Source organism: Pleomorphomonas carboxyditropha (assembly GCF_002770725.1).
GTDB lineage: Bacteria > Pseudomonadota > Alphaproteobacteria > Rhizobiales > Pleomorphomonadaceae > Pleomorphomonas > Pleomorphomonas carboxyditropha.
The window spans coordinates 48,969-61,837 of the sequence record NZ_NQVN01000015.1; the positions used below are offsets into that span (position 1 = coordinate 48,969).

At 65.5% G+C, this 12,869-nt stretch carries 12 protein-coding genes; 5 read left to right on the plus strand and 7 right to left on the minus strand.

The window, feature by feature from the left end; translation table 11 throughout:
* The first annotated feature begins 24 nt into the window (after window positions 1–24).
* The 4 genes from CJ014_RS18735 to accC all read left to right on the plus strand — a co-directional run bounded on the left by CJ014_RS18735 (window position 25) and on the right by accC (window position 3,250).
* Window positions 25–789 (plus strand): DsbA family protein, encoded by a 765-nt coding sequence (locus CJ014_RS18735; RefSeq protein ID WP_100082020.1) that lies wholly within the window; start codon window positions 25–27, stop codon window positions 787–789.
* Window positions 790–942: 153 nt separating this feature from the next.
* Window positions 943–1,386: a type II 3-dehydroquinate dehydratase gene (gene aroQ / locus CJ014_RS18740; protein WP_207765807.1), complete on the plus strand. Its 444-nt coding sequence runs from the start codon at window positions 943–945 to the stop codon at window positions 1,384–1,386.
* 26 nt (window positions 1,387–1,412) lie between these two features.
* The gene (gene accB, locus CJ014_RS18745; protein ID WP_100082021.1) at window positions 1,413–1,889 is read left to right on the plus strand and encodes an acetyl-CoA carboxylase biotin carboxyl carrier protein; all 477 of its coding nucleotides are present in this window, start codon (window positions 1,413–1,415) and stop codon (window positions 1,887–1,889) included.
* A gap of 8 nt (window positions 1,890–1,897) precedes the next feature.
* The gene (accC, locus tag CJ014_RS18750; protein ID WP_100082022.1) at window positions 1,898–3,250 is read left to right on the plus strand and encodes an acetyl-CoA carboxylase biotin carboxylase subunit; all 1,353 of its coding nucleotides are present in this window, start codon (window positions 1,898–1,900) and stop codon (window positions 3,248–3,250) included.
* Between the two features lie 77 nt (window positions 3,251–3,327).
* On the opposite strand, the gene pncB is transcribed toward accC, so the two are convergent.
* The 6 genes from pncB to CJ014_RS18780 form a co-directional block, all read right to left on the minus strand.
* Window positions 3,328–4,632 carry a nicotinate phosphoribosyltransferase gene (gene pncB / locus CJ014_RS18755; RefSeq protein WP_100082023.1) on the minus strand — a complete coding sequence of 435 codons (1,305 nt, stop codon included), beginning with the start codon at window positions 4,630–4,632 and terminating at the stop codon, window positions 3,328–3,330.
* Window positions 4,633–4,858: 226 nt separating this feature from the next.
* A complete protein-coding gene (locus tag CJ014_RS18760; protein WP_100082024.1) occupies window positions 4,859–5,587 on the minus strand; it encodes a TerC family protein in 729 nt (242 codons plus the stop codon).
* A gap of 74 nt (window positions 5,588–5,661) precedes the next feature.
* Window positions 5,662–6,378, minus strand: coding sequence for a CDP-alcohol phosphatidyltransferase family protein (locus CJ014_RS18765; RefSeq protein ID WP_165790908.1), 717 nt, complete (start codon window positions 6,376–6,378; stop codon window positions 5,662–5,664).
* 158 nt (window positions 6,379–6,536) lie between these two features.
* Entirely contained in the window at window positions 6,537–7,277 is a 741-nt protein-coding gene (locus CJ014_RS18770; protein ID WP_100082026.1) for a DUF2182 domain-containing protein, read from the minus strand.
* Window positions 7,278–7,381: 104 nt separating this feature from the next.
* Window positions 7,382–8,257, minus strand: coding sequence for an OmpA family protein (locus tag CJ014_RS27375; protein ID WP_118847930.1), 876 nt, complete (start codon window positions 8,255–8,257; stop codon window positions 7,382–7,384).
* Window positions 8,258–9,443: 1,186 nt separating this feature from the next.
* Window positions 9,444–10,355 (minus strand): LpxL/LpxP family acyltransferase, encoded by a 912-nt coding sequence (locus tag CJ014_RS18780; protein WP_100082028.1) that lies wholly within the window; start codon window positions 10,353–10,355, stop codon window positions 9,444–9,446.
* Between the two features lie 155 nt (window positions 10,356–10,510).
* Here CJ014_RS18780 and CJ014_RS18785 point away from each other — a divergent pair, with 155 nt between their 5' ends.
* Window positions 10,511–11,470, plus strand: a complete 960-nt coding sequence (locus CJ014_RS18785; RefSeq protein ID WP_100082029.1) for an AEC family transporter — start codon at window positions 10,511–10,513, stop codon at window positions 11,468–11,470.
* 12 nt (window positions 11,471–11,482) lie between these two features.
* Here CJ014_RS18785 and CJ014_RS18790 read toward each other — a convergent pair whose 3' ends face one another.
* Entirely contained in the window at window positions 11,483–12,760 is a 1,278-nt protein-coding gene (locus tag CJ014_RS18790) for a TadE/TadG family type IV pilus assembly protein (protein ID WP_100082030.1), read from the minus strand.
* Window positions 12,761–12,869 lie beyond the last annotated feature (109 nt).

Consider the following 12,869-nt stretch of genomic DNA (forward strand, 5'->3'; position numbering starts at 1 on the left):
CAGTCCGGGACAAGGAGCAGTCGCATGTTCGCCCACCTTCGGAAAGTTCTGTCGGCCACGCTCGTCGTTGCGGCTCTCCTTCCCTCCGCCGCTCTCGCCGAAGAGTTCACCGACGGCCAAAAGGCGGCGATCGGCGATGTCGTCAGGGCCTATCTGATGGATCATCCCGAGGTGATCACCGAGGCGCTGCAGGCGCTCGACGCCCGCAACAAGGCGGCCGAGGAACAGGGGCGGACCGATGCCATCCAGGCCAACCGGCAGGCCATCTTCTCTTCGCCCTACCAGGCGGTGCTCGGCGATCCCAATGCCAAGATCGCGCTTGTCGAGTTCTTCGACTACAACTGCGGTTACTGCAAGAAGGCCCTTTCCGACACCCGCGCCATTCTCGACAAGGAGAAGGACGTCAAGATCGTCCTCAAGGAATTCCCGATTCTGAGCGAGGGGTCGGTCGAGGCGGCCAAGGTGGCGGCGGCCGTCAATATCCTCGATCCCAAGGCCTACGAGGCCTTCCATTTCGAGCTGATGGGCATTCGCGGCCAGGCCGACGGCGACCGCGCGCTGGCGGCGGCGGCCAAGGCCGGCCTCGACGAGGCGAAGGTGAAGGAGACGGCCGCCAAGCCGGAAGTGGCCGAGGCGATCAACCACTCCTACGATCTCGCCCGCAAGCTCGGCATCAACGGCACGCCGGCCTATGTGATCGGCGACGAGCTGGTCTACGGCGCCGTCGGCTTTGCCGAGCTCGACCGCCGGATCGAAGCGATGCGCGCCTGCGGCAAGACGGTCTGCTGATCTTTGGTCGGAACGCGGGGAAGGCGGTCCTTCCGGACGGGGATGAATTGGCGCGGCCTCTTTTTTTCGGCGCGGCATATGCCTATAAGGAAGCCGGCCGCCGCCCGCACCGGGGGCGGCCGCTCAGCTCCGGCCTGAAAGGGAACCGACCGATTGCCCATTGAAGCGTTCATCCTCAACGGACCGAACCTCAATCTTCTCGGGACACGGGAACCGGGCGTCTACGGATCGGCCACCCTTGCCGACATCGAGGCGAATTGCCGCGAAAAGGCTGCCGCGCTGGGCTTTTCGGCCGTCGAGTTCCGCCAGTCCAACCACGAAGGCGTGCTCGTCGACTGGATCCAGGAGGCCGGGCGGCGCAGTGCCGGCGTGGTGATGAACCCCGGCGCCTATACGCACACGTCGATCGCCCTCCACGACGCGATCAAGGGGACAGGCGTTCCCGTGATCGAGGTCCACATTTCCAACGTCCATGCCCGCGAGAGTTTCCGGCATCGGTCCTTCGTGTCGCCCGCGGCGGCCGGAGTGATCGTCGGCCTCGGCCCCCTCGGCTACACGCTCGCGCTCGAAGCCCTCGCCGGTCTCCTGAAAAGGTGACCGCCGTCCCAATCCGGTGAGAACCGATGCCCCAGATCTTTGACTACGAACTGATCCGCCAGCTTGCCAACATCCTCGACGAGACCAATCTCACCGAGATCGAGGTGGAGCAGGAAAAGCTGAAGATCCGCGTGGCTCGGACGGCGGCGCCGGTCACCATCACTCAGGGCGGCGGTTGGGCCGCGCCGGCGGCTGTGCCGGCGATGGCGGCGCCCGCCCCTGTGGCAGTCGCCGCCGAGGCGCCGAAGGCCGCCGACCCCGCCGCCAATCCCGGCGCCGTGCCCTCCCCCATGGTCGGCACCGCCTACGTGGCGCCCGAGCCCGGTTCGCGCGCCTTCGTCGAGGTCGGCGACGTGGTGAAGGAAGGCCAGACGGTGATGATCATCGAGGCGATGAAGCACCTCAACCACATTCCGGCGCCGCGCGCCGGTCGCGTCACTGCGGTGCTCGTCGAGAACGGCCAGCCGGTCGAGTTCGGCGAACCGCTGCTGATCATCGAGTGACCGGCCCCATGTTCGAGAAGATCCTCATCGCCAACCGCGGCGAAATCGCCCTCCGGGTGCTGCGCGCCTGCAAGGAGCTCGGCATCGGTACCGTCGCCGTGCATTCGACGGCGGACGCCAACGCCATGCACGTCCGCCTCGCCGACGAGAGCGTGTGCATCGGCCCGGCGCCGGTGCGCGAAAGCTACCTCAACATCCCCAACATCGTCGCCGCCTGCGAGATCACCGGCGCCGAGGCGGTGCATCCGGGCTACGGCTTCCTTTCCGAGAACGCCCGCTTCGCCGACATCCTGGCCGCCCACAACATCGCCTTCATCGGCCCGTCGGCCGACCATATCCGCATCATGGGCGACAAGATCGAGGCCAAGGCGACCGCCAAGCGCCTCGGCATCCCGGTGGTGCCCGGCTCGGACGGCGCCGTCGAATCCGAGGAGGAAGCGCTGCGGATCGCCGCCGAGATCGGCTATCCGGTGCTGGTCAAGGCGTCGGCGGGTGGCGGCGGCCGCGGCATGCGCGTCGCCATGACCGAGGCGGAGATGCCCGGCGCCCTGTCGGCGGCCAAGACCGAGGCGAAGAACGCCTTCGGCGACGACGCCGTCTACATCGAGAAATATCTCCTGAAGCCGCGCCACATCGAATTGCAGGTGCTGGGCGACGGCCAGGGCAACGCCGTCCACCTCGGCGAGCGCGATTGCTCGCTGCAGCGCCGCCACCAGAAAGTCATGGAGGAGGCCCGCTCGCCGGCCCTCAACGACGACGAGCGGGCCAGGATCGGCGATATCGTCGCCAACGCCATGTCCGAGCTCAACTATTCGGGCGCCGGCACCATCGAGTTCCTCTACGAGAACGGCGAGTTCTATTTCATCGAGATGAACACCCGTCTGCAGGTGGAGCATCCGGTGACCGAGATGATCACCGGCATCGACCTGGTCAACGAGCAGATCAAGGTGGCCTCGGGCCAGGCGCTGAGCTTCCGCCAGTCGGACGTCCATTTCAACGGCCACGCCATCGAGTGCCGCATCAACGCCGAGAACGCCGCCACCTTCGCGCCGTCGCCCGGCAAGATCACTTACTGGCATCCCCCCGGAGGATTGGGGGTGCGCGTCGACAGCGGCGTCTATCAGGGCTACACCATCCCGCCCTACTACGACAGCATGATCGGCAAGCTGATCGTCCACGGCCGCAACCGCGTCGAGTGCCTGATGCGCCTGCGCCGCTGCCTCGACGAGTTCGTGGTCGACGGCATCGATTCGACGATCCCGCTGTTCAACAACATGCTGAAGAACGCCGACATCATCGACGGCGCCTACGACATCCACTGGCTGGAGAAGTGGCTGGCCACCAAGCCGTTCGAGGCTTGATCCAAAACGTAAGTCAGCGCTTGCTTACAACGGTGCCGCCCTCATGGGCGGCGTCGCCGTTTGGGTGGATGCTGCGCCTACACCAGCACCGGCCGCTTGACGCGCCCCGCCTCGCCGAAGACGCGCAGGTAGCGGGCGATCTCGGCCGGGTCGCCGGTCGCCTTCTCCGGGTTGTCGGAAAGCTTCACCGCCGGCCGGCCGTTGACCTGCGTCACCTTGCAGACGAGCGAAATGGCGTCGAAGTCGTCGGTGGGCTGCGGCGCGCAATCCTGGAAGTCGTTGGTCAGGTTGGTGCCCCAGCCGAAGCTCATGTGCACGCGGCCGCGGAAGTGGGTGTAGACCCGCTCGATCTCCTCGACGTCGAGGCCGTCGGAGAAGACGATCAGCTTGTCGCGCGGGTCCTCTCCCTTCGCCTTCCACCAGGCGATGATCTCCTCGCCGCCGTCGACCGGATCGGCGCTGTCGGGGCGGAAGCCCTTCCAATCGGCCACCCAGTCCGGCGCGTCGCGCAGGAACGAGGCGGTGCCGAAGGCATCCGGCAGAACGACCAGCAGATTGCCGTCGTAGAGCTGCTGCCAGTCGCGCAACACCCGATAGGGGGCGTGGCGCATCTCGTCCTCGGTGTTGGCGAGGGCGGCCATGGCCATCGGCAGTTCGTGCGCGTTGGTGCCGATCGCCTCGAGGTCGCTCCGCATGGCCATCAGCACGTTGGAGGTGCCGATGAAGGCCGGGCCGAGTCCTTCCTTCAGCGCGTTGACGCACCAGTCCTGCCAGAGGTGCGAGTGGCGGCGGCGGGTGCCGAAATCGGCGATCTTGATGTCGGGAAAGGCGCGCAGCCGCTCCACCTTGCTCCACAGCTTGGCCTTGGCCCGGGCATAGAGCACGTCGAGCTCGAAGCGGCGCATGGTCTTCATCACCGAGCGCGAGCGCAACTCGTTGATGATGGCGAGCGCCGGGATTTCCCACATGGTGGTGTGGGTCCACGGGCCGTGGAACTCGAGCTGATACTGGCCGTCGGCCTTGCTGAGGTCGTAAGGCGGTAGCTGGAAGTCGCGCAGGAATTCCAGATACTCGGGCGCAAAGATCTGCCGCTTGCCGTAGAAGGTGTTGCCGGCGAGCCAGATCCACTCCTTCTTGCCGAGCCTTAGCGACCGGGCATAGTCGAGCTGCGCCCTGAGCTCGCCCTCGTCGATATCGTCGGCGAGGCGGATGCTGCTCGCCCGGTTGATCAGCGAGAAGGTGACGTCGACATTCCGGTAGCGCTTCCAGATCAGCTGCTGCATCAGGAACTTGTAGATGTCCGTATCGAGCAGGCTGCGAATGATCGGGTCGAGCTTCCAGTTGTGGTCGTGTACCCGTTTGGCGATATCGGTGGTGCTCATCGGTCAATACCCGTGATGAAGCGAGGCGACCCACGAACGTCGAAAAAACGCCGACGAGGCGCCACCTGACAGAGGGGTAGCCTGAAACGATCTAGAACCCAAGCGAAATCCGTATAAACGCCGAGTGCGAAGGTCACGATTTCGGGACCGTCACGCTGCCCTTCCGGATGGCAAAAGGGCGACGGATCGCTCCGCCGCCCATCGCATTTCGCCGGTTCCGCCGTGCTCAGGCGCCGGCCTTGGCCTTGCGCCGCTTGCGGCCCGCCAGGATATTGATCATCTCGACGCCGGCCGAGAAGGCCATGGCGAAGTAGATATAGGCGCGCGGCACATGGAAGCCGACGCCATCGGCCACCAGCGACACGCCGATCAGCAGCAGGAAGGACAGCGCCAGCATCTTGGTGGTGGGATGGTCGTGAATGAACTTCGAGATCGGCTCGGAGGCGATGAACATGATGATCATGGCGATGACGACGGCGAGAATCATCACCGGCACGTGCTCGGCCATGCCGATCGCCGTGATGATGCTGTCGATCGAAAAGACGATGTCGATGGCGATGATCTGCGCCACGGTGGCGCCGAAGGCGGCATGCACGACATTGCCGCTCTCGTCCTCCTCGCCCTCGATGCCGGCGTGGATCTCGTGCGTCGCCTTGTAGAGCAGGAACAGGCCGCCGGCGAGCAGGATCAGATCGCGCCAGGAGAAGCCGTGCCCGAACAGGCTGAACACCGGCGCCGTCAGGCCGATCAGCCAGGACAGGGTGATCAGCAGCAGGACGCGGAAGATCAGCGCCATGGAAAGGCCGAGGGCGCGCGCCTTGCGGGCCGCATTGGTCGGCAGGCGGCTGGTCAGCACCGAGATGAAGACGAGATTATCGATGCCGAGGACAATCTCCATCACCGTCAGGGTGAGGAGGCTGGCCCAGGCATTGGCGTTGAAAACAAGATCGAGCATGGAGGCGGTCATTCCCCAGATATGGCCGTCGGAACAAGACCCTATCTGGCGCGCGCCGTCGGCATTTCAAGAACTCAGGCGGCTTTTGCGCCGAAGAATTTCTCGATGAGCTGCTGGACCGCCGCGACGAGGGTGAGATAAGCGGTGGAAAGCGCCAGGCCGATCTCGATGCCGACAGGCGGATTGAGCCCCCAGGCAAGCGCCGCGCCGGCAAACAGGAACCAGGCGAGCGTCACGGCCAGCGTCACCGGCCGCCATTTCTCGACGCGGACCGGGTGCACGAAGGCGATGGGGGCAAAGGTCAGGACCGACAGGGCAAGCGTGATGCCGATGACGGCGAACTGATTGAGGTCGAATACGAAATAAAGAAAGACGACGCCGTTCCAGACCACGGGAAAGCCCCGGAAAGCGTTGTTCTTCATCTTCATGCGGGTGTCGCCGTAATACATCGCCGACGTGAAGACGATGATGCCGGCGAGCGCCAGGGCGATGGGGATGGACGTGAACCCGGCCGTCGCCACCGCCAGCGCCGGCAGGAAGACGTAGGTCACGTAGTCGACCACGAAGTCGAGGGCGGCGCCCGAAAAGGTCGGCAGGCGGCTTTCGACGCCGACCTTGCGGGCGATCGGCCCGTCGACGCCGTCGACCACCAGCGCCAAGCCCAGCCACATGAAGAAAGCCGGCCAGTCGAGACTATAGGCGGCAAAGGCCGCGAGCATGGCAAGAACGATGCCGCTCGCCGTGAAGGCATGCACGGCAAGAGCGATCAACGCATTCTGATGTCTGCTCACAAGTGTCAGTTCCGTCATTGCGCGCCGTTCCTCTCGTCCGAACCGACGGCCGGGCTGCGAGCCATCATGAACGGACGATACGCGTCGTCCGACGGAGCCCAAAAGATCATCGCCCAAAACCTTACCGATCCTGCCGGATGGTTACATCTTGAGACAATCTACCCGATGACGAGGCCGCTCGCCAAGATGACACCGGCAAGAATGAGCAAAACCCCGAGGAAATACGTGGCCCTGACGCCGCCAACGAGCTTTTCCAGCCCCATCAGCACGCCGAGCAGGGCCATGGCGGCAAGATTCATCAGCCCGGCGGCGAACATCACCGCCATCATCGCCCAGCAGCAGCCCAGGCAGGCGAGCCCTTCCTCGACGCCGATCCGGAAAACTTTCGCCGTTCCGCCGTAGACGTCGGCAACGCGGGGATTGCGGCAGCGAACGAGGCAAGCCCATTTCAGCGGCGTGAACTGATAGATGCCGGCGGCAACGAGAATCGACGCCGACAGCGCGACCCCGGCCGGCGCCATATGCGGGGCGAGCGCGCCGAGATGAACGAGGGAGGCCTGACCGGCCGTCGCCAGCACGGAGACCACCAGCCAGACCGCCGTATAGCCGGCGATCAGCGCGATCGTTCCCATCCCAGCGTCATCGGCGTAGGCGCGAAAGGTCGGCGCCGCCGTCGGCAGCATCATGGCAAAGACCATGGCCACCCACATGGCGAGGACCAGCGCCACGCCGCCGACGCCAAGGCCCTCCCCCATCGCCGGCATCAAGGCGTCCGACATATCGCCGTGCCAGACGGCCGCGACCAGCCACAGCCAGCCGATGGCGGCCATCACAATGATGGCGGCGACCGTCAAGCGGCGCGGGTGGCTGCCGAGGACGGCAGCGAAGCGATTCGGCACGGCGCGATTCCGAGCGGAGGAGCCTGCGGCCCAAAATGAAAGCCCCGTCCGCAATCGGGACGGGGCTTTCTTTTAGCGGAGAAGCATGCGGCGAGGCAATTGCCTCACTGCCGGCTGTCGGTCGCCAGCAGCGGCGTGATGCGGCGCACCGTAACGCGGCGGTTGGCGCGCTCCGGTCCTTCGGTCTGTACCTTCAGGTAGCTCTCGCCGTAGCCCTGCGTCACGAGGTTTTCGGGCGGGATGCCGTAGTGGTCGGTCAGGACGTTGGCCACGGCTTCGGCACGGCGGTCGGACAGCGAAAGATTGTCCACCACCGAGCCGACCGCGTCGGTATAGCCCTCGACCAGGAACACCTCGTTGGGGTTGCGGCGAAGGGCAGCGTCGATGCCGCGCGCCACGGCCTCGATGCTGGCCACCTGGCTGTCCTCGACGATCCAGGCGCCGCTCGAGAAGGTGACGGTATCGAGGTCTACCGACCTGACCCGCTCCCGCAGGTCGGGGCTGTAGATCACCTGGTCAAGCGTGTAGCGCGGCTGGACATCGACCAGCGGCGGCGCGGTCAGCGCTTCTTCGACGTAGCGCGGCGGCGCCGAGCGCATTTCGACGCGATAGCGTTCGCGCGGCAGGTCGTAGACCGGCGGCGGCAGGCGGACCACCGGCTGCCAGTCCGCCCCGTCGACCGGACCGGGGCCGAAGCTCCGGTTGTCGAACAGCACGTAGGCGCGGCCATCGCGATCACGGCGCTCGCGCTGGATCATCATGCCGTTGGGATCGTAAATGGTGCGCACTTCGCCGCCATCGCGCGTCGCAACGGTGACCTCGCGGCCGCCGTCGCGCGTCTGGCGTTCGCGGACGTCGCGGCCTTCGCGGTCGAAGCGGCCGCGATCGTCATGGCGGATCACCGCCTGCTCGCCGCTCTGAACGATGACGCGGCCGCCCGGCTCCACCGTGACGCGGACGCCGTCTTCGTTGCTGATCACCCGGCGCTCGCGCTGGATGTCGCGGATGTTGCCGGCCTTCTGGTCGACGCTTTGATCGATAGCCTCGGCCGCGGCCGCGCCGGGGTTGCCGAGTTTCTCGATCAGCGCCGGCGGCGGCGCCTGCTTTTCAGCGGCATCCGGCGGCGGAGGCGGCTGATCGCCGGACTGGGTCCCGGGCTGGGCCGGCGGCGGGGGCGGCGTGCCCGGCGTCGCCTCACCGGATGCCGGCGGCGGCTGGGGAGCGTTGTTGTCCGGTGCGCCTGTGGGAGCCGGAGGCGGCGGCGGGGCCGCCGGCTCGGGAGCGGGAGCCGCCGGCTTGGAATCGGGCTGCGGAGCGGTCGTTTCGGCCGGCGGCGCAGGGCGGTCCGGCCGCGCGTCGGGCTTGGGAGCGGGGCGCTCGGGACGGGCTTTCGGCTCGGAGGCCGGCGCCGCGGGCTCCGGGCTGGCCTGGGGTTCCCGCGCCGGACGTTCGGCCTGCGGCTCCCGACGCTGGGGCTGAGCTTCGGGACGGGGAGCCGGCGCCTCGGGGCTCGCTTCGGGTTCAGGCGCCGGGCGCTCGGGCCTTGTCTCCTGCCTGGGAGCAGACGGCTCGGGCTGGGCTTCCGGGCGGGGAGCCGGTGCCTCGGGACGAGCCTCCGGTTCAGGTGCCGGGCGCTCTGGCCTTGTCTCCTGCCTGGGAGCAGACGGCTCGGGCTGGGCTTCCGGGCGGGGAGCCGGCGTTTCGGGGCGAGCTTCGGGTTCCCGCGCGGGAGGTTCCGGTTCCGCCTGTTGCCGAGGGGCTGGAGATTCGGGCCGAGCTTCGGGCTGTTTTTCTCGCGGCGGCGCGACCTTCTCGGGCGGCGCGCAATTGGGATCACCCGGTTGGCAGGCCGGCGTCTCGGCCTGGGCCAGGACGAACCCGCCCTCCTCGGCCCTGGCGGCGGCCTGCAACGCAACCTGCGACAACGGCACGATCGCGCAAGCCAGCAACAGCTTTCTCAGTCGGTTCATAGAAATCCTCCAGCCTTCCTTTGTGCCACCCGGCAGCGCCTCGTGGCCACCGCTCTTCGGGCGAGGTTCGCCGTAGAAACCGGCAGCGGCGACCTTCGGTTCCGGAGTTTGCCCAGCCAATGGGGCATCAATCGGAAAAAAGGAGGCAAAAGCTTGTCAATTCAAAGATTTGACATGAATGCGGGATGAACGGGCGTCAATCCGTGGCCGAGCCGCGAAGAACCGCCTCCGACCATTTGCGCGTCGCCCACATCCATTGGCCCGGGTCGTCGCGGATCCACGTCTCGAATATCGCGTGCAGCCTGCGCGCTCCCTCGGCAACGTCGGCCTCGGGGTCGTCGGTGCGAGGCAGATCGAGCCTTTCTCCATCGACCAGGAAATGCGCGCCTCCCGTCCGCTGGCAATGCGCCACGACCAGCGGCAGCCCCAGATGGCGGGCCAAGGTGACGGGCAGCTTCGACAGGGAAGAGGGACCGCCGAAGAATGGGGCCCGGATGCCGGTACTGTCGGGAAGATCCGCCATCATGGCGATCGCCGCGCCGCTACGGGCAAGCGAGCGGAGGCGCAACACCGACGTTGCCCCGGCGGCGATCAGCCCGGCCGGATAGGCCGTCTGCCGTCGCGACCGGAAATAGGCCTCCGCAAGCGGGTTCTTGAGCTGACGATAGACACCGGCGACGGGCTTTCCGACCATGGCGCAACAGACGGTCAAGAGCTCCCAGTTCCCTTGATGCAACGAGCAGAATACGATGCCCCCTGCCCCGGTCGCCCTGATGTCGGCGACCAGCCGGTCGCTCATCGTGAGGCGCTGGGGGTGTCGGACGATCTCCGGCAGGAGCAGCCCCTCGGCAAAGGTACGGCCAAGGTTTTCCCACATTTCCGAGAGAATGGCGGCTCGCTCGGCCGCCGTCAGGTGCGGCAGGGCGAAAGCGAGATTTCGCTTGGCCCGAAGATGACGCGGGTTGAAGCGCGCAAACCACCGCCAGAGCCGTCCCATCAGCGCCGACGCCAGGTCCACGCCGAGGAGGCCCAGCAAAGCCACGACGGCGCGCAATGCCGCGTATTCGAGCCAAAAGCCGGCTTGCGTTCTCGCCTTCCGATAATCCAACGCGCCTAAGCCTCTCTACGGACAATGCCAAGAAAAAGGACGGCGGTCTCTACGCTTGCCGCCGGAATCGTGCGATTGAGCTGTTATCCCATTTCGTGCCTTCCCTCCACCCCGTAGCCGCCCTCAGGGCCGGATGCACCGGCGATCACTCACTTATGACCAAGGTTCTGGCGCTAGCGATGCCGTTTTTCGGCATCATCTTCATCGGCTTTCTGGCGGGGAAGCTCGCACGCCTGCCCCGCGCCGGCCTCGCGTGGCTCGACTTCTATCTGATTTACGTCGCCCTGCCGGCGCTGTTCTTCGACATCCTGTCCCGGACGCCGCTCGAAGAGCTGATGCGCGGCTCCTTCGCGCTGGCCACGACCACGTCGACTTTCCTCACCTTCGTGATCGCCGTTGTCGTCGGCCGGGCGCTGACCGGCGCCGGCATGCGCGTCGCCGCCTTGCAGGGGCTGATCGGCTCCTACGCCAACGTCGGCTACATGGGACCGGCGCTGACGCTGTCGGCCCTCGGCAGCGCGGCCGCCGCGCCGACCGCGCTGATCTTCTGCTTCGACGTGGTGCTGATCTTTTCGCTGCTGCCGACGATGATGGCGGTGTTCGGGGAAGAGCGGCGACCGATCGGCGCCACCGTGAGGCTGATCCTGCGCCGGATCATCACGCATCCCTTCATCCTGGGCAGCATCGCCGGCGTGCTGGGTGCGGCGTCGGGCGTCGATATGCCGGAAGCGATCGCCACCACCATCACCATGCTGCGCGCCTCAGCCGCGCCGGCCGCATTGTTCTCGATCGGCGTGACCGTGGCGCTGCAACCGGTCGACCAGCCGCATCGCGAGCTGCCGGCGCTGGTGGCCGTCAAGCTCCTCGTGCATCCGCTGATGGCGTGGACGATGGTGACGCTGGTGGGTGGATTCCCGCCGATATGGGTGCAGGCAGCGGTGCTGATGGCCTGCCTGCCGCCGGCGGCGACCTGCTATGCCGCCGCCCAGCAGTATCGTCTCTACGTCGAGCAAACGGCCAGCGGCATCCTGATCGGCACCGCCGCCTCGGTGGTGACCGTGACCGCGACGCTCTACCTGGTGACGCACGGTTTGGTGCCGGTCTTCGGTCCTTAGCCGATCATCGCTTCACTGGGCGATGCGGAGCGCCGACAGCTTGTCGCCGATGGCGCCGAAGGCCGTGATGATGTCGTTGGCGGTCGAGGCATTGTAGTAATTGTCGGTCGAGCTCGCGCAGTCCCTCAGCACCGACTCGTTACCCTGGATGACCAGCACCGTATAGATCGTCACCCCGGCCGCCTTGGCTGCCTCGCAGACCTTTGACATTCGATCATCGACAGCCTTGGAGCTACTGCTGCCATTACCGGTAAAGCGGTTCTCGGTATTATCGCCATCCGATAGCAGGATAATCGCATCCTGATACTCGTAGTCGGCATCCTTGGCCGGTGCGGGAATCGGGGAAGTCAGCTGCAGCGACTGCCAGGCCCAGACCAAGCCGATCGTCTGGTTGGTCGAACCTTTCGAGGTCATGGCCGTTACCGCGGCCTTGAGGGTAGTCCAGCTATTAGTCATCGGCGTCAGGGCAGAGAGGCAAGATGAATACTGATCGACAAAGAATTTTGTTTTGTTGTTGTTTACATCCGGCACTGAAACCGAGATGTCGAGGTTAAGATTAGAGTCCTTCTCGCGGTCCCCTACACAACCATTCCACTTTGACTTGTCCGTGCCGTATGGATAGAGCTTGTCGCCGTAATTGCAGGTGCTGGAACTCCTGTTGACACAGGTTCCGTTCCAGTAAAGCCAGGTAGCCTCCCTGTTTTCCTTGCCGACATTGACGTCCCGGTTGAAGGGAATGATCGAAACGTAGATGTCGCCTGTGGTTGTCGACTGTGATTGCAGTTGATCGAGCAAATTGTTCGTCGCCGTCTTGAGCGCCGTCATCTTGCCCGAATAGGCCATCGATCCGGTGTTGTCGAGCGCGAGAGCCACGCGCAGCCGCTTCGACGACCAGGCGGATTTGGACTCGACCGCCAGTGTCTTGGAAGAAATGCCGACGATATTGAGAAAGGTCATGGGAACCGTTCCGCTGGCGGTAGCGGCGATGACGGCTCCGTTTGTCTGGGTGAAGGTGGCGGATACGCTGACGTCGTCGGCTTTGCCGGACGGGAAATTGACGTCGAAGACCTTCTTCGCTCGTTTGTTGAGTGCATCGGCGGTCAGTTTGGGCGCTTCCGAGGAAAGAGCCAGCACCGTAGCGTCAAGCGAGTGCTGCATCAGTTCACGCGCGTCAGCCAAGCGCGCGTAGTCGACCGCTGCCCCGATGCCGACCAGCAGGGGTATAAGACACCAGACGAAGATCATCGCCACGTTGCCATCACGGCAGACCAGAAAACGACGAAAGCCCATGGTCCCTCCTGGACCACAGGATATCGCCGGCTGGCCTAACAACAGATTGCCAGGATACCCGGAATTTACGTCAATCTGCCGATTTTTCGTTTTGGATGGCAGGCAGCGG

Coding starts and splice junctions, on each gene's coding strand:
- CJ014_RS18735 (WP_100082020.1), top strand. CDS start 25: ATGTTCGCCCACCTTCGGAAAGTTCTGTCGGCCACGCTCGTCGTTGCG.
- accB (WP_100082021.1), top strand. CDS start 1,413: ATGCCCCAGATCTTTGACTACGAACTGATCCGCCAGCTTGCCAACATC.
- accC (WP_100082022.1), top strand. CDS start 1,898: ATGTTCGAGAAGATCCTCATCGCCAACCGCGGCGAAATCGCCCTCCGG.
- pncB (WP_100082023.1), bottom strand. CDS start 4,632: ATGAGCACCACCGATATCGCCAAACGGGTACACGACCACAACTGGAAG.
- CJ014_RS18760 (WP_100082024.1), bottom strand. CDS start 5,587: ATGCTCGATCTTGTTTTCAACGCCAATGCCTGGGCCAGCCTCCTCACC.
- CJ014_RS18785 (WP_100082029.1), top strand. CDS start 10,511: ATGACCAAGGTTCTGGCGCTAGCGATGCCGTTTTTCGGCATCATCTTC.
- CJ014_RS18790 (WP_100082030.1), bottom strand. CDS start 12,760: ATGGGCTTTCGTCGTTTTCTGGTCTGCCGTGATGGCAACGTGGCGATG.